Below are 20892 nucleotides of genomic sequence, written 5' to 3' on the forward strand. Positions count from 1 at the left end.
TCGACTGCGGCCAAGCGAACTACGCAGGGTGCCGGCTCGGGGCGGGACAGGGCGGTCAGCCCGACAAGCCCCCGTCACCGCCTCAGCAGCCGGGCCAGAGCGACGGCTCGGAGTCCGATGGTGGTAGTCCCCCGCGCCAGCAGGGGGACCAGATCCTGGGAGACCCGAACCTGGCGAACTGCCGGTACGTGCCCAGCGACTACCAACCGCCGAGCCAGGGGACCACCACGGTGGCGTACCACCCGCCGAAAAGCGGCGGTGCGATCACGGTGACCCCGGCGGTGTACCGGCCGTCCACATCGCCGGCCCAGGCTCGGTTCGCCCAGCAACAGCCGCCGGGCCAGTCAGGAGCTTGGTACGTGTACCAGTGCTCCGGCCAAGGTTTCGCCGATGCGCTGTACCGGCCGCCGATCTGGATTCCCAACGGGCCGCAGCCGACTCCCTCACCGGAGCAGTTGGCCCAGCAGGCGTACAACCAGTTGCGGTTGCCGTCACCGCAGATTCACGCGTCACCTGCCGAGACGCAGCTGGTGAACCTGCCGACGTGGCTGTGGATGGACCGCAGCCAATGGCGACCGCAGACGGCGACCGCCTCCGTGCCTGGGGTTTCGGTGACGGCGACCGCGACACCGCAGTCGGTGACGTGGTCGATGGGCGACGGCTCCACGATCACCTGCCAGGGCGCGGGTAGCCCGTTCCCAGCAGGCGGTGATCCGAAGGCGGCCAGCCCCGATTGCGGCCATACCTACCGGCAGACCTCGCAAGGGCAGCCGAACAACACCTACCCGGTCGCCGCGACCGTGCACTGGACAGTGGCGTGGTCTGGAGCCGGACAAGACGGCACCTTCCCGGACCTGACAACGACGTCGAACGCAACGTTCGCAGTGGCCGAATCGCAGGCGCTCAACAACGCGCCGCGGTAGCAATAGGTCCACTGTAGACATACAAGGAAATCCGACGACACAACACCCCATTTCCTGAAGGGAAAGGGGTGCGGGGTACCGCATTGTCTGGAGGCGCTGGATGTCCACACCTACATCGACTCATGAACCCGCCCAGGGGCCGCCTGCCGCCTCGCGGTCGTGGGCAGGCCGTAAGCCTGGCGCGCCGTCGCGGATTTCCAGTGGCGGCAGCCGGCGCCGACGGGTGCCGTACCTCGTTTTGGGGGTACTGCTGGTCGTGGTCTGCGCGGCCGGGTCCGTGATCACCGTGCTTCAGGTTGGCGATCGCGAGCCGATGCTGACCTTGGCGCGGCCGGTCAACGTCGGGCACGTGTTGGCTCCACAGGATTTGCGGCAGGTGCCGATGTCGGCTGGTTCCGGCACGGATGTGGTTCCCGCGAGCCAGGCGTCGTCGGTACTCGGCCAGCCCGTCGCTTACTCCCTGCCGGCCGGGACGCTGCTGTCCCGGTCGGCCTTGGGGCATCCGCAGGTTCCGCCAGCCGGCCAAGGCGTCGTTGCCGTGGCGGTCAAAGCCGGCCAGGCTCCACCGGACATCGCCCCAGGCGCGACCGTCTCGGTGATCGTCGCGCCGAACAGCGGAACGAGTTCGACCACCGGCTCGACTTCATCGACCGCCTCTGGCGGCCCATGGCAAGCGGCAGTGGTCAGCGTGGCGCCGCAGACCAATGACCAGTCGACGGTGGTCTCGCTGCAGATGCCCACCGCCACCGCCCGCCAGGTCGCCGCGATTCCGCCCGGCCAGTTGGCTCTGGTCGCCGTTCCGGCAGGAGGACAGTGATGCTCGTCGGAATCTGCTCGGTGAAGGGTTCGCCCGGGGTCACCACGGCAACGCTCGCCCTGGCAGCGCGTTGGCCGGTTGGCGACCCGTTGGTGATCGAGGCCGACCCGGCAGGCGGGGACCTCGCCGCACGGCACCGGCTGACGGCCAGTCCGGGACTGGTATCGCTGGCCGCGGCTGCGCGCCGGCAATCCAGCGCGGAGTTACTGGCAGAGCACAGCCAGCAGCTCCCCGGCGGCCTACGGGTCGTGCCCGGCCCCGTGGCCGCCGAGCAGGCCCGCGCCGCATTGGGCGTGCTGACCACGCGGGGTGTGCGGGCGATGCGGGCGGCGGCCAGTCCGCAGGATGCGGCGGTGTTGGTCGACGTCGGCCGGTTGGATTCCTCGTCTCCCGCGCTCCCCCTGATCCGCGGGGCGGAGGCGCTGGTGGTGATGGCTCGGCCTCGTGCCGATGAACTCTCCCATGTGGCCACATTGCTCAACGAGATTCCGACGTGGACGCGAACTCCTGGGCTGGTGCTCATCGGGGACGGCTACAACCGCATTGAGGTCGAGCAGGAACTACGCGTGCCGGTGATGGGCACCTTGCCCGACGACGCCTCCGGTGCCGCACTCCTCTGTGGACACCAGCGGGGGCGCCCGCCAGAGAAGTCCGCGCTCGGCCGCGCCGCCGCGCGGATTGCTCGCAGCTTAGTGGCGCACGTCCAGCCCTCTGCGCCCTCCGATGGCTCGCAGGCTGGCGACGCACTGGCTGCACAGGTACCGGCAGGCGGAAATGGAGTGGTGCCGCGATGACAACGAACTCGTACGAGCCCCGGACATCGGCGATGCCGCCACACCCTCAGCCTCAGCAGACACGCACACCACCCGGCCCGGCGAGTCTGGACGGGGAGCACCCTGCCGTTGGGCCGTTGCGCACACGTCTGCGCCAGGCGGTTTCGGAAGGGCTGGCCGAACGTATCCGCGAGGACGAGCAGTACGGGCGCCCTCCATTGGACTACCACGCGCGCCGAAGCCTTGCGGAGAAGCTGGCCGGCGACGCCGCTGATGCCTACGCCAACGAAGAACTGGCCCATCCGTCGGGCGCTGGTCTACCGCCCGATGACGTCGAGCGCCAGGTGATCACCTCGGTGCTCGACGAGATCTTCGGCATGGGTGGTCTGCAGCCCCTGCTCGCCAACGAGGACATCGAAAACATCAACGTCAACGGCTACGACCGGGTGTTCGTGCGCTACAGCGACGGTCGGCGCGCGCAAATGCCACCGGTGGCGACGTCGGATGATGAGCTGATCGACCTCGTGCGTTCGTTGGCGGCGCGCGCTGGGGTCGAAGAACGGCGCTTCGATCGCGGATCGCCTGGCGTCAACGTCGAACTGCCCGATGGTAGTCGGCTCTTCGCGGTGATGGCGGTGACCGGGCGTCCGTCGGTGTCGATCCGGCGGCACCGCTTCTCGCAGGTCACGCTGGCGCGATTGCGCCAGCTCGGCACGATCGACTCGGGTTTGGAAGCCTTGCTCGGTGCGCTGGTACGTGCCCGGTTCAACATGCTCATCGTCGGCGGAACCGCGATCGGCAAGACAACGATGCTGCGCGGGTTAGCTTCGGCCATACCGCCGCATGAGCGGCTGATCACCATCGAGGACAACTTCGAGCTGGGCCTGGATCGCGATCCGCAGCATCCCGACACCGTGGCCTTGCAAGCCAGGGAACCGAACGTCGAGGGCGAAGGAGCGATCTCGCAGGCCGACCTGGTGCGGTGGGCGCTGCGGATGAGCCCGGACCGCGTGATCGTCGGCGAGGTCCGCGGGTCCGAGCTGATCCCGATGGCCAACGCGATGACCCAGGGCAACGACGGCAGCATGGCCACCGTCCACGCGAGCGATTCGCGGGGAGCGTTCACCAAGCTGGCGACCTACGCGGCCCAAAGCCCCGAGCGGTTGGGGCTGGAGGCCACGAACCTGCTCATCGCATCTGCGGTGCATTTCGTCATCCACCTTGCCGAGGCCCGGGATGACAAAACCCGTGTCGTGTCCTCGATTCGCGAGGTCGTCGGTGCCGATGACAAGCAGATCGTGTCCAACGAGGTGTACCGGCCCGATCCCACCGGCCGCGCCGTTCCCGGGGTTCCGCTGCGGACCGAGACCGTCGAGCGCCTGACCGAGGTGGGATTCGACCCGGATGTACTGGAACGGCCGGAAGGGTGGTGGAACCCGTGACCGGCTCGATCGCGGTGGCGGGAGCCCTCGGGGTTGGGTTCGCGCTCGGGGTGCTCCTGCTCATTCTCGGTGTGCGGAGCCGCGACCCCGCCGCGTCGGCCATGCCCAGCCGCTGGGCACAGTGGGTAGAGCGGCTGCGGCACCGCACGTCCGCGCGGTGGATCGCGGTGAGCGTAGCGGCCGGCGTGCTGGTGGGCGCGGTCACCGGGTGGGTCGTCGGCGGCGCCTTGACCCTGCTCGGTGTTTGGGCGCTGCCCCGGGTGCTGGGGCGCAACCAGGATCAGGCCAGGCGGGTTGCGCGGATCGAGGCCATCGCCGCGTGGACCGAGATGCTGCGCGACACCTTGTCCGCCGCTGCTGGCCTGGAACAAGCCATTCAGGCCACGGTGGACACCGCTCCGGCGGCGATCCGCGACGACGTCCGTGAACTCTCGGTGCGCATCGAACGCGGGGACAAGCTCGCCGACGCGTTGGGTGGTCTGGCTGATGACCTGAACGACCCGACGGCTGACCTGGTCATCAGCGCTTTGGTGCTGGCCTCCCAGCACCAAGCCCGCCAGCTCGCCGATCTGCTCGGGGAACTGGCGACCGAGGCCCGGGAGCAGGTCTCCATGCGCCTGCGGGTGGAGTCCGGACGGGCACGCACGCGCACGAGCGTGCGGGTGATCGTCGCGACGACGCTGATCTTCGCCGCGGGCCTGGTGGTGCTCAACCGTGGCTATCTCGACCCCTACGACAGCGCGTTCGGCCAGATCATGCTGCTGGTCGTCGGCGGATTGTTCGCCCTGGCGTTCGCGTGGCTGGCCAAGATCGCGCGCATCGGCGAGCCGGAACGGTTCCTCACCCACCTCACCGGCGCCGAGCCGCGAGCGACACAGGAGGTACAGCCATGATCACCACTGCTGTGCTCCTCGGAGCCGGTGTTGGGCTCGGCCTGTGGGCGCTGCTGGTCTGGTTACTTCCGCCACGTCCCTCACTGGCCAGTGCCCTGGCTGCCGTACGCACGACCAGCCAAGACCGGCCCACGATCACCGCTGTCGACTCGGGCGGCTGGGCCACGCGCTGGGGCCGTCCCGCGGTGCGACCGCTGCGGGCGCTGGGCCTTCCCTCCGAGCGGCAGCGCCGGGATCTGCTCGTGCTGGGCCGGTCGCCGGACACGTTGCTGGCGGAGAAGGCGGTACTGGCCGTCGCCGGTCTGCTGCTGCCCGGCCTGCTGCAGGCGATGCTGTGGGCAGCCGGGGTGGTCTTCCCCTGGCAGGTGCCCTTCGTCGTCGGCGTCGGCTGCGCGATGGGCGGATTCCTCCTGCCGGATCTGGATGTGCGCCAGCAAGCCGAACGCAAGCGCACCTCCTTCCGGCACGCCTTGAGCGCCTACCTCAACCTAGTGCGGGTTTCGCTGGCAGGCGGCGCCGGGGTGGACGGCGCGCTGAACGACGCGGCGGCCATCGGTCAGGGATGGGCTTTCGCCCGCATCCGCCGGGCATTGACCACGGCACGCCTGACGCGCACCACCCCCTGGGACACCCTGCGCCAGCTCGGCGAGGAACTGGACATCCGCGAACTGGTCGAGCTGTCCTCGTCGGTCTCGCTAGCCGGAACCGAAGGTGCCAAGGTTCGCGCCTCCCTGGCGGCGAAAGCCGCGGCGATGCGCACCCACGAGCTGACCGAAGCCGAAGGCCAAGCCCAAGCAGCGACCGAGCGCATGAGCCTGCCCGTCATCTGCTTGTTCGCCGGCTTCCTGGTCTTCATCGCGTACCCGGCCATGGCGACCGTCCTCGGCTCGTTGTAGCCCGCACAGAAAGGGATCAGACATGTTGGCGTACTTGACCGTCATCGTCGCCACCGTCCGCGCCCGCATCGACCAGATCCGCGCGGACGAGCGCGGCTATTCCACCGAAACCGTCCTGGTGACCGCGCTGCTGGTCGCCGCAGCCATCGCGGTGATCGCGATCATCGTCGCAGCCGTCACCCGCAAGGCCAACGAGATCGGAGGCAAGATGTGACGGCGCGGCCCGCCGCGATCCAGCGAGTGCGCCAGGTGTGGCGTCGCTTCGGCGGCGATGAACGCGGCTCGGTCACCGCCGAACTGGTGCTGGCCGTACCCGCGCTCCTGCTGTTGCTGCTGGTCATCGCGCAGTTCGCAGTGTGGGCGCATGCCACCCACATCGCTCAGGCCGCCGCTTCCCAAGCCCTCTCGGGCGCGCGGGTGCAGGGCGGAAGCAGCGCCGACGGTCAAGCCCAAGCTGGGTCGGTCCTGGCCCAACTCGGGGGTGGTCCGCTGCATGACCCGCGTGCGGCGGTCACGCGCGGCCCGGAGCAGTCCACTGTGGAGATCACCGGACATGCCGCGCGGGTGGTGCCGTTCCTGGATCTGCCGGTGCGTGCCCGAGCGGTCGGGCCGAGTGAACGGTTCGTGCCACCGGAGGCCAACGGATGAGAACTTCTTTGACGCGGCTGCGCCGCGATGAGCGCGGTTCGGTGGCCACCGAGCTGACCCTGCTCACACCGGTACTGATCGTACTGCTGCTGTTCGTGGTCTTCTGCGGACGGCTCGCCGACGCGCGCCTGCGTGTCGACGATGCCGCCCATCAGGCCGTCCGGGCGGCAACCCTGGCGCGCAGCAGCGTCCAGGCCACCAGCAGCGCACGAGCCACGGCCGAAGCCGCTCTGGGACAGGCAGGGATCACCTGCCGCAGTCTCGGTGTCAAGGCGCAGGTGGGAAGCCTGCGACCTGGCAGCACCGTGATCGTCACGGTGAATTGCGAGATCGGCCTTTCGGACTTGTCCCTACTGGGTGTGCCAGGTGCGACGACGACCGAAGCGTCGGCGTCATCCGTCGTTGACCAGTGGCGCGGCAGTGTGACGGCGGGAGGTGCAGGAGGATGAGTCACCGTGGACGTTCGCTGGCCGGGGATGAGCGTGGACGCGTCACCGCCTTCGTCGTGATCATCACGACCGGCTGTTTGCTCTTCGCGGGTCTGGTCCTCGACGGCGGATTTGCCCTGGCCGCGAAGTCGCGCGCCATCGGTCAGGCGCAAGAAGCCGCCCGAGCTGGTGCGCAGGAACTCGACCTGGCCGCATATCGCTCCGGTGGTGCTGCCCGACTGAACCCCGCCGCCGCGCGGGCCGCCGCGCAGCACTATCTGAACTCCGTCGGCGCGACCGGCACCGTCACGGCCGACAGCAACCTGGTCCGTGTGCAGGTCGAGGGACATCAAGCCACACAACTCCTCGGGCTCGTCGGGATCTCCGATCTGACCGTTTCCGGCGATGGGCAAGCCCATCCCGACCAAGGTTCGCTGGGAGGCAGCGGATGACACGTCTCAGGCGGCTCGCGTCCGGACTTCGTCGCCTGCTCGTGGCGCTGGCCGCTCTGCTCGTGCTGGCAGCACTGCTGGTGGGTGTCCCATGGGGACTCGTCGTCTACATTGGATGGCCGCTTCCCGATCACATCCCGACCGGCGACGAAATCGAAGCGACGCTGCTCAATCCCTTGTCGGTCACATTGCTGCTGGACATCCTGGCCTGCATCGCCTGGCCTACCTGGGCGGTATTCGCTGTGGACGTGGCCCGATGCGTTCCCCATGCGCTGCACGGCGTACGTCCGCCGACGATCGGGCCGGTGCATGCGGTGGCCGGTGTGCTGGTCGTTTCCGCGGTGCTCGTCCTGTGGCACCCGCGCGCCCCCGCAGCGATAGCAGGCCCGCTGCCATCGGCAAACCCGGCTTCGGCGGTGATGGCCACCGACGTCACGATACCGAGAGCGGTCACTTATTCGGTGCCGCGGACAGCCGACACAGCTGACGCCCGGCCCGAGCACGGTGTCGTAGTCGTGCAGCCCCCGCAGGCCGGCATCCACGACAGCCTCTGGCGCGTTGCCGAGCGCGAACTCGGCGACGGTAATCGCTGGACCGAGCTGTACCAGCTCAATCAGGGACGTCCCCAACCTGACGGACGCGTCTTGAGCGACCCGCACCTGATTCGGCCCGGCTGGATACTCCAGTTGCCGGATGATGCTGTGGCGAGTCCGGCGCCACCGCCGCCTGAACCGGCGCCCGCGCCCGCTCCACCGCAGCCGATCCCGCCCCAGCCGCCCACCGTTCATCCCGCTCCGGATGCTGCGCCGGACCGGCATCATGCTCCTGCCCCCGACGCTGTCAGCGGCACCTCGGGAACCGCGATCACCCTGTGGAGTGGTGGGCTTGTCGCCGCGGCCCTGGCTAGCGCCGTTGCCCTCGCGATGGTGATCCGCCGTCGTAAGCGCCTGCGCGTTTACAAGCCCGGAAGTGGCGACCGCACACCGCCTCCCGCGCCGGCCCCAGCCGTGCACGCCCTGCGTCTGGCCTACGACGAGGTGCAGCTGGAGGAGGGCCACGACGACGATGAGCAGCCAATCGGGCTCGACGACGAGCAGCCGCCGCATGAGCCTACGACGATCGCGGCAGGGCACGGCGACATCGACAGTGCTTCCGTTGAAATCGGTGTCCGCGACGAACGCGCCCGCGCTCTCGACCTCGCCGCGGTGCGCGGGCTCGGGCTAACCGGAGCAGGCGCCGAGGCCACAGCGCGCTCGCTGCTGGTGCACCTGCTGGGCACCACGCACGCCACCGTTGTGATCCCCGCAGACAATGCGCGCGCGTTGCTGGGCGCGGAACTGCCCGCGTCGGCACGGCTGCACGTCACCGACGATCTCTCCGGTGCCGTCGCGGCGCTGGAGAAACGCTGCTCTCCCAACGATTCCGGACACAAGCTCGGTGCACTGCATACCGTGCTGGTCGCTGAGACCGACCGCCCGCACGCCCGACTGCAATCGCTCCTCGATACCGGTTCCGACCGCGGCGTCGCTGGCATTCTGCTCGGCCACTGGCCAGCCGGGGCCACCGTGCGAGTACGCGCTGACGGCGTCGTGTCGGCAGCCAGTCCCTCCCTGGATGATCTCCGGGGCAGTTGCCTGTTCCATCTCGACGCCACCGATACCCGTGACCTGGTGGCGCTGCTGGCCGATGTGCCGTCATCGAGTCCGCCGGAGCCAGCCGACAGCACTCCCGAGCCTGCCCTCGACGACGATGTCCGCACCACCGACGAGCGCGAGGAAACAGACGACGGGAGCGCCAGCGAGCGTATGACCGGCTCCGCTCCTGAGCCCGAGGTCGACGTGGGACCTGCAGAGGACGACGCTGATTCTCAACGTGACGGACCGGGGAGCCCGGGGCAGGACAGCAGCGCGATCGAGGACGCTGATATCGAGACCACGTCCCTGCTTCACCCCGAGGTCGAGCAGGCATCCGTGGGGACGACCTTCGCGGAGGCCGCCAACGTGCCTACGTTGGTGGGAGTGACCGAACGGGCACGCCAGTACCCGGAACGGCCGTGGGAGCTGTCGGTCTTCGGCCCGGTCACGGTGACCTGGCACAGTCCGGACGGGCACGCCCACAACATCACGTCCGTGCTGGCGCCGAAGCACCGGGCGCTGCTGGTCTTCCTGGCCCTGCATCCGTCAGGCACGACCCGCGAAGCCGTCCGTGAAGCGCTCTGGCCGGACGCCCGGGGCCGGCGGCCATTCAACGCCTTCTACGCGTCCCTGTCGCAGCTGCGCAAAGCGTTATCACACGCCACCGGCGACCGGGCGGTGGACCTCATCTTCCAGCACGATGAGCAGGTCGCGCTCGACCCCAGCCAGGTCGAGGTCGATTACTGGCACCTCCACGAGGCCGAGCACGACAGGCACACCGCGGTCACTGACGAGGACCGCATGGCCGCCTGGTCACGCATCGCGGCCGTCTACCGGGGCGAGATCGCTGACGGCATGTCCGCGCTGTGGCTCGAAGGCCCGCGCGAAGCCGCGCACCGCACGGTGGTCGACGCGCTGGCTGGGATGGCTGCCCACTACCGTGGGCACGATCCGCACCGTCAGCTACAGCTGCTCGAACACGCGAGGCTGCTCAACCCGGAGAACGAGGACATCTACCGCGACATCATGCGGGTGCAAGCTCAGCTCGGGTTCGCCGATGCCATAAGCCGCACCGTCCAACTGTTGACCACCACGCTTGCCGAGATCGGCGAGCGCCCCGACCCCAACACATTGACACTCGCTCGCGCCCTGCAAGCGCGCCAGCACCGGGTCGCCAGCTGACGTACGGCCGCCGAACTCCATGTTGACCAGATCAGGTCTCGTCGTCGCGGCCACGATCACGTTCCCGCGTGACCCGGCGCTGGCGAATCCGTTCGATCAGATCCTGATGGCTGGCTATCCACTCTGCTGGTGGTCGCGCTCGTTCCTCCAGGAACTCACGAAGAATTGGAGACACCTCATACCAGACCGCCCGCGGAACCGAGGAGTTGTCCTCATGCCGGAGCACCAGTTCCTCCCTCTCCATACGGGTCAGAGTCAGCGACAAGCTCTGCCGGGTGAGCGGTTTCGTCTTGTTTGACCACCGGTGCTGGGTACTACTGTCCTGGATTTCCTTCAACAGGTCCAGGAAGCGCTTTTGGCCGTCCCAGAGTGCTACTACAATCTCCGGAACCCATTCCCCCTGCTGCCAATTCACGGCATCGAACCAGTTCAGCACCTCGTCGGCGCTAATCCCCATGCCTGGCTTCCTTTCCCCGTGTGCTCCTCGATACCCTCATGAGGTGAGGGGCGACTCCCTTGTCTGCCACCCACGCGGTCGGCGTCGGTAGCACCCCCGGACCGTCCATGGTCACTCCGACGCAGGTGGGCACGCCGCTCAAGCGCGCCGTCCAAACCTATTGAGTGGTCAACTCCACCCGATCAGAGCAGTAGATGATCTACGCACTGTGACCTCATGTGATCAACCTGCTCATCTGCCCGCTCATCTTCCCACTCATCTGCCTGCTCATCTTCCCATTAAATAAGAAGCCCCCGACCGCGCGTTGTCGCAGGTCAACGGGCTGCTGGCCCTTCCTGAGCACACCAAGCCTCGGTACCCCGCGGGAACCGGTTGACGACTGGAGGGAGAGAGAGGCATGAACCGGAGGGACCGTGGGTGGTGGACGACGCATGGCGTGTGGCACCGACTTACCATTAATCCCGTTTCCTCTATTTCTATTCGCGCCCACCAAAGACGCTTTCCGAATTCCATATAAAAGAGTCAAACACGGCTTCAGTTCAGCGTTCGCTACTTCTCTTTGATACACACATCAACACTGGTCAGGCTCGGGCAAAGGCAGCTTGACCCGCCAAGGAAAATCGTCAGAAAAACCCATCGAGCGATGTTGTGCCGCGCGCGGCGCCGGCGTTAGGCTAGAACCATCGGAACAACAGGGAAGAGATCCCGGAAAGTTCCGAACAGAAACAAACATTGCGGGTAGGGATTCGCACCCCGATATTCCCGCAGCCGTAATCAGTGAAAGGCATTCTCATGACCAGTGTGTCTGTTGAAGCGTGGTCGCACGGTGACGGGTATCTGACCGTGGACACGCAGGAATGGATCAACGATCGCGGCGAGTACGCGGACGATCTGACCGACGACTTGCGCGAGTGGATGGACGCGAACGGCCACAAGTGGCCGCACGATGAGGTGATCGCGAAGTGGATCTTCGATCGCACGAGCGAACCTCCGGCCGGTCTGCACGGTGACGGGGAACTGTGGCATCACAACCTGGTCAACTTCTCCGATCACCTGATCGATGATCTCGGGTTCGTGGTGCTGTCCTCGGCCGAACTCGGCGATTTGATGATCACCGTGAGCGATCACCTCGGCCTGTACGTCGCCCCAACCGTCTACCGCTCCACTGTGGACGAATTGGAAGAGTGGGCCGACTACTCCAACGCCACGGGTGAATGCGTGAACGGGCATCGCTGGGAGACCGCCGACACGGTGCACCTGTACTCCTGGTCGGGCAGTCCGCACGCCTACCGCGTGCCTGAGCTGGTGCGCGTGCCGTTCGGCGACCGTGACCGCGCCTACGTGGCCTGCCCGACTTGCGGCAAGGCCGTGCGGTTTACCTGCCGATTCTGACCCTTCCGTGCGGCTGGCCGCGCCGCTGTTCCCGTACGCGGCGGCCGGCCGCACCTCCCGTCCTTCCCTTCCGTCTTGATCTCCCTTCTGCGAGGTGCGCTGTGTTTGTGCTGTCCGCCAACGGCGAGATGATCTCCACCGACTACGACGACGACTCCTCGGTGATCACGTTCGAGAACGCCGAGGACGCCGAATACCGGTGCGAGGCGTGCGGCGAGTCTTTGTCCGAGGAACCGGACGGCTACGCCGACGAATCCGGCTCGTTGGTCTGCGATGCCTACGACCCGTACGAGGACCCCGAGATTGACGATGTGGAGTCCGCGCCGGACTTCCGCGAGGGGCCGCACCGTCCACAGCGGGTACCGCTGTCGTGGGCCAACGGCGCCACGATCCACACCGATCCCGGCGAGGATTCGATCACGGTCACGATCAGCGTCGGCGACCCGCGCGGCGCGTTCGCGTTCACCCTGCGCCGCATTCCCGATGACGCACCGAACAACGGCGGCCGGCTGATCATGCACACCCCGTACCCGGGGGAACCGATGCCGCACGTCGAGCTGACCACCGCCCACACCGGAACCTACTGGGTCGGCTGACCCCGCAGGGGCGCCCGCGACGTATCCGGGCGCCCCTTCTTTCCGAGCTTTCTTATACCGCAACACCTTTCCTTGGGAGGCACGCGCGATGACCACCGCGACCGACACCACCACCGTCGCGTCGACGGCGCCCGTACTGTTCCGGACCGACCGCGCCACGCTGGCGCACGCCTTGACCACGGTCGGCGTGGGGCTGGCGCGTCGGCCCGCTGTGCCGATGCTGGGCGGCGTCCTGCTGGACGGGCGCGACGGAGACCTGACCCTGACCACTACCGACCTGGAAACTGTGGCAACCGTGCGCGTGCCGGATGCCGCGCCCATCCCGGGGCGGGTGCTCATCGATTACACCGAAGCAACCAAGCTGCTCGGCGCGCTGGTCAAGGGCTGGCGCAAGCGCGATGCCGACGCCGCGCCGGTCACGGTGCGCACGACCGAGGACGGGACGGCCGTGCTCGAACTGGGCGGCTACACCATGCCCGTGACCACCTACGCGGCCGAGGACTTCCCCACACTGCCAGAGACTCCACCCACCGTCGCCGAGGTCGACCGCGAGCGGTTCACCACGGACGCGCGGCGCGTGCTGGTCGCGGCGGGCACCGACGACACCATGCCGATGTTCATGGGCGTACAGGTGCGGATCACGCCCGGCATGTTCACCCTCGCCGGCACCGACCGGTTCCGGCTGGCCGTCGCCACGCTGGCTGCGACCACCACCACCGAGGAACGCGCGGTGCTGTTCCCGGCTCCGGTCTTGTCCGCCGCACTCAAACACGCCGCCGCTGAGCGCGTGCGCTTCGGTATCGGGAACGACTGGGCCGGCGAGTGGTTGTCGCTGACCTGTGGCGACCTGACCGTCATCACGCGGCCGATCGAGGCGCAGTTCCCTGCCTATGAGGAATTGTTCCCCGAGGTGACCGTCACCGCGTGCGCCGACCGCGACGCGCTGGCCCACGCGACGGCACGCGCCGCCGCCGCGCTGGAGGCCAAGAAGCACGCCACCCGGGACAAACACGGGCGCCGCACGGCGGCACAGGTGGCGCTGACGGTCGATCCCGCCGGCACGGTGTCGATCGCGCCCGTGCTCGGTGAGCACGCCGACGCGGTGGCTGCCCCCGCGCACCCGGCCGAGGTCGACGGCTCCGGCGAGCCAATGCGCGTGCTGTTCTCCGCGCCGTACCTGCGCGACGCGCTTAACGCGCTCGACGGGGACACCGTGCTGTTCCAGCTCGCCACCCCGACGCGGCCCGTGCTGCTCACTGGAGCCGACGGGCAGGAATACCGGCATCTGTTGATGCCCGTCCGCCCGCCGAAATCCTGAGCCTGCGGCGGTGGTCCCGAGCCGTGACGCCGTCCACGCCCGGGGCCACCGCAAGGCGGATACACCGAGGACCTGGATTCACACACCGTTCGTATACAAAGGACCACAAACCATGAGTGAAACCCGCGAGTACCGCTGCGTCATCGAGTGGGATATCGACGCCGAGGACCCGATTGATGCTGCGCAGCTCATGTGGTCAATGGTGAAGAACTCACCAGGGCCGATCGTCAACGTCTGGACGGATTCCGATCACAGCGTCGAAGTCGATCTGACTTACCCCAGCGATACCCGAGACGTCGACGGCCGCACCGCCGAGAACTACCGCCGCCAGGCTCGCACCGCATCGGCGGTCATGACCCAGCACGGCCGCTGGACCATCCCGGCCTCGGACGCGGACACCCACCGGAGCGAGATCGACAACCGCCCGCATCACTGACGGCCCCAACTGTCCTTATTGGAGGGATGCAGCATGTCCTGCTTTGTTCTGCTGATCACGGATCTAACCACGATGCGCCGCGAGATCGAGCAGTACGCACGCGGGGTGCGTCTGGTGGCACGCCCGCCGCACCAGCTCGCTAGGGAAGACTGGAACCGTGCCGCTTTGGTGCTGATCGACGCGCAGGCCGCGCCGATCCTGCGCGCCCGCCCGCACGAACTCCCTCCCCGCGACGCGGTGATGCTGCTCGCCGATCCCGAGGATCAGGACGAGCCCGACCTGTACCGACACGCTCTCGCGCTCGGCGCAGCCCACCTGGTCACGGTCCCGGACGGCTCCGGTGTGTTGCGAAAGCAAATATCGATGCTCGTGGAGCGCCCGGCCTTGATGGTGGCGGTGCTTGATCCCGACCCCTCGGGCGAGGTCGGCACGGCGAGCACGGCCAGCCTCGCGCTAGCTGGGACGGCAGCCGGAGAACACCTCGGCCTGATCGACGCGCGCCCCACCCGGCTCGACCTGCACCGAGCCATCCAGCGCGCGCGGCACGATCCGCCCGCCGCCGACTCGGGCAGCCTGCGCACGCTGTTCGTCATCGATTCACAGCCGCCCCCGGAGGACGCGGTGCGGGAAGCCATGACCGATCTCGCCCGCCGGCACGCGGTGACGCTACTGCATCTGGATCCGCACCAGGCCGACACCCTGGCCACGCTCGGCGGCGTCGACCTGATCATCGTTCCCGTTCGCGCCCGCTCGGTCACGGCGCCGGCAACGCGGAGCGTGGTCGCCGCCGCGTGCCGCGCCACCCCGCACGTCCACGTGCACGTCATCGGGGATGCCGCCGACACCGATGTGGTCGCGGCGGTCGCCGCCGGCATCGGAGCCGGTTACCCGAGCATGACCGGCGGCGGCCCGGCCGACATGCCGCACGAGTCACCGGACGTGGACGCCCAGCTCGGTGACACCAACCACCACCGACGGCTCTGGGAGGTGGTCGCCCGGTATCGGCCGCGTACCTCGCACCCCGCCTGACCAGCACCGGAACCACAACTACACAGGGCGAGCGGTACGGGGCTCTGCGGTGGCTCAGTGAGCTACCCTGGCCGTGCCTCCCTTCGGGGACGGCAGCCCTTTCACAGGGTTACGGCAGGCCGGCGGACCGTGCGAACACCCTCCGGGTGGGTCCGTCGGCCCTCTTACTGTCCGGCCTCCCATGCCGCTCGCGTCGCCGCTGCGACCGAACTCCGCCATCGGCGCATCCGATTCCCCTGGTCGTATCCCTTCCTGTGCTGCCTTGTCCTTGTTCTCTCCGTTGGGAGGCCGCTGATGAAAACCCGCTGTGAGCGCCCGTACCGAAGCATGATCGCCACCGCCGGAGCGGTGCGCCACCTGCCCGAGGACGCCACGGAATGGCATGTGCGCCGACTGGCGACCGACCTGGCCCACGCGGTGATCGACCTGGACGCGCGCATGCGCGCCGGCCTGGTTGCTCCCCGCGCCTGGCAGGTGGCCGCGCCCGCGCCCGACGCGTACGAGGCGCACAACCCGCCCGGCGCCTGCGCCCCGGAGGGCAACCGCTCTGGGGACGGCGAAACCGAGGACCGCTCGAAGCCCGATGTTCCGGTCTTCTACTGCCTGCCCGCTGCGGATCTCGAAGAAGGGATGAGCACCGACGACGGGCAGGACATCGTCTCGGTCACCGTCTCGGACGATCGGGTCTTCGCTGACGTGTACACCCCTCGCTCCGATGATCCCGAGCAGGACGCCCACAACCGCGACGAGACCGAATGCCGCATGTACCGGGCTGACGAACTCGTCGGCATGGCGACCTTCACCGACACCGCCATCGACGGTTCTGAAGCCGACAACGCCCAACCCCATCCTCACGCGGCTCCCCACACCGACTGATCCCGGGGAGACCGCGACACCGACCACGACTACGCGCGCATGCACGCGCAGAAAGGCCGATATCCATGGACACCGACGCCACCCGCGCACACACCCTGTTCGCCCTCGGCCGCGGTGCACACGCCCAACCGCTCGGCGGGTTCAGCCGTTTCGTGGCCCCCGACGACGTGGCGCGATTCCCCATCGGACGGCAACTGTTCGCCTCCACCGCACCGAACGAGGTTCGCGACCGCTTCGCACGGTTCGCGCTGGCCTGGGACGTGGCTGGATTCGACACGTTCGCCCGGACTTCCGGGAAAGCTGCCGTCCCCGAGGCCACCGTCCACCGCGCCGACTGGGTACCGCACGAAAGCCGCTGCGACATCTACGCCTTCGACGATGCCCAGTGGTTCCATTGGATCGCCACGGACTACCCCCAGTGGCTCCGCCTGACCCTCGCTGACGACGGCACCGTGACCGAGCAGCCTGTCGCTCGCGTCTACGGCACCGACTATGCCCGTACTCAAGGGCTGGATCTGGCCCAGCTTGCGGCCTGGATCACGGGCGCGGCCACGACGCGGCTGGACCGCCCGGATGTGGCCTTCTCCGCCTGTGTCGACGCGGGCGTGGCGACCGGGGAGCCAGTCATCCATCTCGCAGTCCATCACGCACAGCCCGATGAACTCGGCGTCATCTCGGCCGAGCTGGAGTCGATCGCGCAGTCCTGCAACTGGTCGAATCCCTGCAACCCGGAAGACTGGCGCTTCGACTGGTGTGCCCCCTGCGTCGACGTTGCCGACGGAATGCAAGCAGGCGACATGGCAATCGTATCCGACCAGCTGGACGACGAATGAGGCAATTCCTCTAACGCAACAAGATTCACCGATTTCTCCATTTCCGAATTCTGATTTCTCCGCTCAGACGCATTCCTCGTCGGCCACACCTGTGCCCGATGCAGGAACGCTCCGGGCACGACCGCCGCACACCAGGAGGGCGGACACGTGAGCCAATCCACCACGCAACGGCGCGCCCACCGCGACCCCGGTGAGCACGCCGTTGCCATCGCTGAAGCCGTCGACACGGCGTGGAACCAGTCCAACCACTCCGGCCGCCGCGACGTGGCCCTGTCGGTCGTGGCCGCGTTGTCCCTGATCAGTCAGCGCGACCCGCACGGTCCCGACCTCGCCGAGCAGCTGCGCGCGCAGACCGCCGAGGACTTCGCCGGCACACTGCGCGAGATCTACACCTCCGTGGTCAATTCCCGTCCCGACCTGACCCATCTCCTCTATCCGCTCATGCACTGGGTTTTCGATGAACCGCGCCCCGCGTTGCAGCGCGCCGCGAAGCACACCGCGGACGCTGCCCTGCACGCGGGACAGCTCGAACTGACCGGCACCGACAACCGGTACGACACCGACCTGCTCGGGATCGTGCTCACCCTGCTCAAGTCCGACTCGGCCGGTAAAGCCAACGCCCAGATCTACACCCCCAGCGCACTCGCGGAAACGATGGGCGAGGTACTGATGGCTGAACTCAACACGCCTCGCGAGAATGAGTCCATTATGGACCCTGCCGTCGGGACCGGTGGGTTGTTCCGCGCCGCTGCCCAGGTCATGCGTGCAAAGGGACAGGACCCTTCGACGGTGAGCTGGTATGGCGCCGACATCGACGACCTGGCGATCGCCGCATGCGCGGTCAATAGCCTGCTGTGGCGACTTGGTCCGCACATGCTTCTGTGCGTAGCCGACACTCTCACTGAGGGCGATTGGGCGCGCCGCGCCGAAGCGCAGCGCACCGAGATCTTGCAGCTCACCGAGAAGATCCGCCGGGACAAGCTGATGATCAACGCCGTCCGTGCCGCCCAAAGGCTCACCGAGCTAGTCTTCGATGACGATGACCCCGACACCGATGACCGACCCGGTGATCAGGAGTAGCCTCGGTGATGGCTCCGTGCTCCCGGTGACCCCCAGGCCGGTCGAGCCCGGAGCCACCACCGTTGCCGAAACCGACCTACCGGGGCGGCGCAGCATGGTAGATACGGCGCGTGTGGTTACCAGCTCAAGCCCAGACCGCCCTGATCAGCGCCGTGACGGCGGCGGTGATCACCATGCTTGTCGAATACCTGGCCAAACCGGGCCTCGAAGCACGCAAGGACCGGATACTCGAAGTACACCGAGCCCGCCGCGAAACCGCTACGCAGTTGCTCAACCTGATTGCTAGCCTGCATAACCTCTACGGGCTGACCAGAAGCAACCCGCTTGCATGGGCGATGGGGAAGTCAGCTCTCCAGGGCATGACAGACGCATGCGATCGATTGAGCGATGATCTACCGCGTTACGAATTCAGCCTCCCCAAACGCCAACGAGACGTGGTGGGAAGGGCGGTGAGGGCGATTGGCACGTACACCGTTCCTCTCCAGACCAACGTCCTGCTGTACGAGAAGACAGGAATCCTCGATCAGGAACGTGAACGAGGAGCAGAGGAGCTTCCGATGGGAAGCTTTATCGAGGGGCTGATACATAATGCGCTGCACGAAACCGCGCGTGCGTACACCGCTTTGATGCTTTCACGGCGACGCCCGCTGAAGTACTATTTCAAGCTTCGGCAGCTTGCCGACGGGGCACCACCTTTGCCGGACTCTGCGACTGACGACGAATCGGAGGCGAGTAAAACGGAGGAACAGGAAGGACCTTGCCCACTCGGCTAGTCCATCCGTAGCTAGATGTACTTTCGACTCGAACAGACTTGACCGCACGACCTTATGTTTCCGCGCGAATGATCGATCGGGCAAGCGGCAGGTTGATCAGCGCTGGCTCAGAATGTCTCCAGAATACTCGATTCTAGCACCCCCTCGCTTCCGTCTCAGGAAAACGAAAGTCCCAAATCTCTGGATCATTCTGCAGAATACGAAACCTGCCAAATTCAAGCTCGCGTCGCTCCAACATGTACGCAGTCAGCTTCGCCAAAGAAGAATTTTCCGAGTATCTGGTTAGGCTCCCGATGTCTGCTGCCACCACTTGCCTGGCAAGTGCGCACGAGAACATCAGTGCCTCTGACGTTGTAGCGACCTTCTCGTCATATTCTTCGGGATCTATATCTAATGCCCTGTCCGCGTGGATCTGGATACGACGCAAGGACGGGTCATAGTTGACCAGGTGAGCGGTCGGATGCTTGTCGAACAAAGCATTCCCCTCCATACGCCAGTCCGCCGTCGACCGTTCAGCCTCCGTGATCTCACGAAGGAACTGATGTCGGGCAGCCTCGACATCCGAAGATCCCCGTCGGATGTCTATGATCCTCCTCAAACATGCCTCGTGCTCGTGGGCCGCCCGCGCGACAAATTCACGCTGATGACTCCAAACCACGTATACCGGAAGCACCGCGTCATTCGCATTATGGCCTTCCGCTGCCAGTACAAGGGCGAACCTCGCTGAACGATCTCCGAATGATTCGATCAACGAATCTCGTAACCGAGCAACGACGGATACCCGGGCTGCCTCTCCGTCACCGACACAGGGAAAACGCCCGACTTCAAGAGGGTACCATTGCTCCCGATCTGTCTTGCTAAGTTTGGGATCGTCAAGCCCCTGCAACGACCGGTCGACCCACAGCTCGTGGTCGGACTTCATCTGACGAAGTACAGCCGAAGTATAGGATGCCGACTGGTCGTCAACCTTTTTGTGGTCAACCCGACAAAGAAGTATCAGATTATCGTAACTGTCCACCAAGTTGGCCGGGGATTCGCCATAACGCGGACCTCCCGGCGACCGAGCAGCAATATGAGCTTCATCGCCGACGACGGCCTCGGGATCGGTCGCCGTACGCTCAGCTACAAGCGGCTGCCGGCACAGCGCGCATCGATTGCCTGACCGCGCCCACAACACCTTGCGGTCCTTATCGCTGATGGTCACAACGTCATGATGCCGCATGCCCATCTCAACCAACTGACCCACGAGCCGTCAGCGGGCGCACCCACCATCGATGTGAGAGGACGTCACCGGAAGGCTGTTGTCATCCCGAACTCAACGGCAGTCCGCAACATCTGATCATTCGATCATCACGGCCTTCCGAAGTACGGGAGCAGCCGAAGTCGAAGCGGTGTTGCTCAGCGGCATGAGCGACACGGTCACCTGCGGGTACAGGTGCGCAGATCAGTCAAGGGGCTTGGCCCCAAACCAACGTCTAACGAGTTCGCGGCCCTTGTCTGTCAAGGACACGTACTTTGCGCGCCGCTCGGTGGCCTGCTGCTCGTGAAAGCTGATTGGACGCGGACCGTCGGGACGACCGGACGGAAGCAGCCAGCCGTCTTCGCGCAGCTCGATCATGCCGTCAAACAGCAGATCCCCGACCGCCCAATACATGCCGTCTGGCAGCATCGGGCGACCGCGTCCGGGCGCGTAGTCGACCAACCATCGCAGGAGTCGGAGTTCAAGGTCAGTGTAGCGGCTGGTTAGCACACCGAGATTGATCTTGTATTGCTTCATCGATTTGGTGTCGATCTCACCGCGGGTCTTGCGGGCGTGGCAAGTCGGGCACAGGGCGATCAGGTTGTCAAACTCGTGCCGTCGCACTTTCGCCCAGTCGATGATGTGATCAACATCAACGGGGTACTGCCGACAGGTGGGAATGGCGCACCGGTGCCCTGCTTCGACCAGCACAGCGCGGCGCAGCTCAGCGGGGATTGGCGGACGATCGCTTGACACTACGCAAGGGTAGAACTC

Annotated in this window: 23 protein-coding genes; 20 read left to right on the forward strand and 3 right to left on the reverse strand. The window is 66.7% G+C overall.

Annotated elements, in window-relative coordinates:
• Window positions 1–188 precede the first annotated feature (188 nt).
• From H7X46_RS23545 to H7X46_RS23595, 11 genes are all read left to right on the forward strand, one after another.
• Window positions 189–923 carry a hypothetical protein gene (locus H7X46_RS23545; protein ID WP_222131405.1) on the forward strand — a complete coding sequence of 245 codons (735 nt, stop codon included), beginning with the start codon at window positions 189–191 and terminating at the stop codon, window positions 921–923.
• Between the two features lie 223 nt (window positions 924–1146).
• Window positions 1147–1740: an SAF domain-containing protein gene (locus H7X46_RS23550; protein WP_186361439.1), complete on the forward strand. Its 594-nt coding sequence runs from the start codon at window positions 1147–1149 to the stop codon at window positions 1738–1740.
• Window positions 1740–2534, forward strand: coding sequence for a chromosome partitioning protein (locus H7X46_RS23555; protein ID WP_186361440.1), 795 nt, complete (start codon window positions 1740–1742; stop codon window positions 2532–2534). Before H7X46_RS23550 ends, H7X46_RS23555 begins: the two co-directional genes overlap by 1 nt.
• A 116-nt stretch (window positions 2535–2650) precedes the next feature.
• The gene (locus H7X46_RS23560; RefSeq protein WP_369775446.1) at window positions 2651–3955 is read left to right on the forward strand and encodes a CpaF family protein; all 1305 of its coding nucleotides are present in this window, start codon (window positions 2651–2653) and stop codon (window positions 3953–3955) included.
• Complete coding sequence (locus tag H7X46_RS23565) at window positions 3952–4848, forward strand: type II secretion system F family protein (RefSeq protein ID WP_186361442.1); 897 nt, start codon at window positions 3952–3954, stop codon at window positions 4846–4848. The genes H7X46_RS23560 and H7X46_RS23565 overlap by 4 nt, the downstream gene beginning before the upstream one ends.
• A complete protein-coding gene (locus H7X46_RS23570) occupies window positions 4845–5744 on the forward strand; it encodes a type II secretion system F family protein (RefSeq protein WP_186361443.1) in 900 nt (299 codons plus the stop codon). Before H7X46_RS23565 ends, H7X46_RS23570 begins: the two co-directional genes overlap by 4 nt.
• Before the next feature lie 22 nt (window positions 5745–5766).
• Window positions 5767–5958, forward strand: coding sequence for a hypothetical protein (locus H7X46_RS23575; RefSeq protein WP_186361444.1), 192 nt, complete (start codon window positions 5767–5769; stop codon window positions 5956–5958).
• The gene (locus tag H7X46_RS23580; RefSeq protein ID WP_186361445.1) at window positions 5955–6392 is read left to right on the forward strand and encodes a TadE/TadG family type IV pilus assembly protein; all 438 of its coding nucleotides are present in this window, start codon (window positions 5955–5957) and stop codon (window positions 6390–6392) included. Before H7X46_RS23575 ends, H7X46_RS23580 begins: the two co-directional genes overlap by 4 nt.
• A gap of 41 nt (window positions 6393–6433) precedes the next feature.
• A complete protein-coding gene (locus tag H7X46_RS23585; protein WP_345367115.1) occupies window positions 6434–6841 on the forward strand; it encodes a TadE/TadG family type IV pilus assembly protein in 408 nt (135 codons plus the stop codon).
• On the forward strand, window positions 6838–7272 hold the full coding sequence (locus tag H7X46_RS23590; RefSeq protein WP_186361447.1) for a pilus assembly protein TadG-related protein: 435 nt from the start codon (window positions 6838–6840) through the stop codon (window positions 7270–7272). The genes H7X46_RS23585 and H7X46_RS23590 overlap by 4 nt, the downstream gene beginning before the upstream one ends.
• The gene (locus H7X46_RS23595; protein WP_186361448.1) at window positions 7269–10088 is read left to right on the forward strand and encodes a hypothetical protein; all 2820 of its coding nucleotides are present in this window, start codon (window positions 7269–7271) and stop codon (window positions 10086–10088) included. The genes H7X46_RS23590 and H7X46_RS23595 overlap by 4 nt, the downstream gene beginning before the upstream one ends.
• Before the next feature lie 31 nt (window positions 10089–10119).
• Here H7X46_RS23595 and H7X46_RS23600 read toward each other — a convergent pair whose 3' ends face one another.
• Window positions 10120–10545 (reverse strand): helix-turn-helix transcriptional regulator, encoded by a 426-nt coding sequence (locus H7X46_RS23600; RefSeq protein WP_186361449.1) that lies wholly within the window; start codon window positions 10543–10545, stop codon window positions 10120–10122.
• Between the two features lie 792 nt (window positions 10546–11337).
• On the opposite strand from H7X46_RS23600, the gene H7X46_RS23605 reads away from it, so the two are divergent.
• The 9 genes from H7X46_RS23605 to H7X46_RS23645 all read left to right on the forward strand — a co-directional run bounded on the left by H7X46_RS23605 (window position 11338) and on the right by H7X46_RS23645 (window position 18878).
• A complete protein-coding gene (locus H7X46_RS23605; protein ID WP_186361450.1) occupies window positions 11338–11937 on the forward strand; it encodes a hypothetical protein in 600 nt (199 codons plus the stop codon).
• Window positions 11938–12044: 107 nt separating this feature from the next.
• Entirely contained in the window at window positions 12045–12533 is a 489-nt protein-coding gene (locus H7X46_RS23610; protein ID WP_370588925.1) for a hypothetical protein, read from the forward strand.
• A gap of 88 nt (window positions 12534–12621) precedes the next feature.
• Entirely contained in the window at window positions 12622–13851 is a 1230-nt protein-coding gene (locus H7X46_RS23615; protein WP_186361452.1) for a DNA polymerase III subunit beta, read from the forward strand.
• A 112-nt stretch (window positions 13852–13963) separates the two neighbouring features.
• Entirely contained in the window at window positions 13964–14287 is a 324-nt protein-coding gene (locus tag H7X46_RS23620; RefSeq protein WP_186361453.1) for a hypothetical protein, read from the forward strand.
• Window positions 14288–14359: 72 nt separating this feature from the next.
• Window positions 14360–15316 carry a hypothetical protein gene (locus H7X46_RS23625; RefSeq protein ID WP_186361454.1) on the forward strand — a complete coding sequence of 319 codons (957 nt, stop codon included), beginning with the start codon at window positions 14360–14362 and terminating at the stop codon, window positions 15314–15316.
• Between the two features lie 327 nt (window positions 15317–15643).
• Window positions 15644–16192 carry a hypothetical protein gene (locus H7X46_RS23630; RefSeq protein ID WP_186361455.1) on the forward strand — a complete coding sequence of 183 codons (549 nt, stop codon included), beginning with the start codon at window positions 15644–15646 and terminating at the stop codon, window positions 16190–16192.
• Window positions 16193–16257: 65 nt separating this feature from the next.
• On the forward strand, window positions 16258–17025 hold the full coding sequence (locus H7X46_RS23635; protein WP_186361456.1) for a hypothetical protein: 768 nt from the start codon (window positions 16258–16260) through the stop codon (window positions 17023–17025).
• Between the two features lie 147 nt (window positions 17026–17172).
• Complete coding sequence (locus H7X46_RS23640) at window positions 17173–18105, forward strand: N-6 DNA methylase (RefSeq protein WP_186361457.1); 933 nt, start codon at window positions 17173–17175, stop codon at window positions 18103–18105.
• 110 nt (window positions 18106–18215) lie between these two features.
• Window positions 18216–18878, forward strand: coding sequence for a hypothetical protein (locus tag H7X46_RS23645; protein WP_186361458.1), 663 nt, complete (start codon window positions 18216–18218; stop codon window positions 18876–18878).
• A 133-nt stretch (window positions 18879–19011) separates the two neighbouring features.
• On the opposite strand, the gene H7X46_RS23650 is transcribed toward H7X46_RS23645, so the two are convergent.
• Together H7X46_RS23650 and H7X46_RS23655 are read right to left on the reverse strand one after the other, a co-directional pair.
• Window positions 19012–20082 (reverse strand): HNH endonuclease, encoded by a 1071-nt coding sequence (locus H7X46_RS23650; RefSeq protein WP_186361459.1) that lies wholly within the window; start codon window positions 20080–20082, stop codon window positions 19012–19014.
• A 240-nt stretch (window positions 20083–20322) separates the two neighbouring features.
• The gene (locus tag H7X46_RS23655; protein ID WP_186361460.1) at window positions 20323–20874 is read right to left on the reverse strand and encodes an HNH endonuclease signature motif containing protein; all 552 of its coding nucleotides are present in this window, start codon (window positions 20872–20874) and stop codon (window positions 20323–20325) included.
• Window positions 20875–20892: the final 18 nt, after the last annotated feature.

Origin of the sequence: Pseudonocardia sp. C8 (genome assembly GCF_014267175.1) — a bacterium.
Classification (GTDB): Bacteria; Actinomycetota; Actinomycetes; order Mycobacteriales; family Pseudonocardiaceae; genus Pseudonocardia.